Annotated in this window: 1 protein-coding gene; it reads right to left on the bottom strand. The window is 54.1% G+C overall.

Annotated features, from left to right (window positions below):
- The coding region (locus NE591_RS15340) for an FAD-dependent oxidoreductase (protein ID WP_256157111.1) at nucleotides 1-290 on the bottom strand (290 nt) is incomplete at both ends.

The following is a 290-nucleotide window of genomic DNA, read 5'->3' as shown; positions in this document are numbered from 1 at the left end:
GCCTTTTTCCATGACAAAGCGTAAATCTTCTTCATCTACGGCCAAATCATCTTTTTCCGGCACCTCGATGGCTGAGGGTCCCCACACTGGGTTGCCCTCGGGTGTCTGGGTCGGGCCGCCGCCCTTGGTAAAGTTTTTAGGCGGTGTGCCAATAAAACATTTGTTGGTGGTTTTGCCGATCTTTTTATCCAGAATCACCAGCGTGCCACGGCGCGGATGAATGGTGTAAAAACGGTCGCCTGCCAGCTCTGCGATTTCGTCGGCATACAGGCCCGCGGCGTTGATCACAC

The sequence above is a fragment of the Adlercreutzia sp. DFI.6.23 genome, assembly GCF_024462535.1.
GTDB classification, from domain to species: domain Bacteria; phylum Actinomycetota; class Coriobacteriia; order Coriobacteriales; family Eggerthellaceae; genus Adlercreutzia; species Adlercreutzia rubneri.
This window is presented reverse-complemented; position numbering and strand designations above follow the sequence as displayed.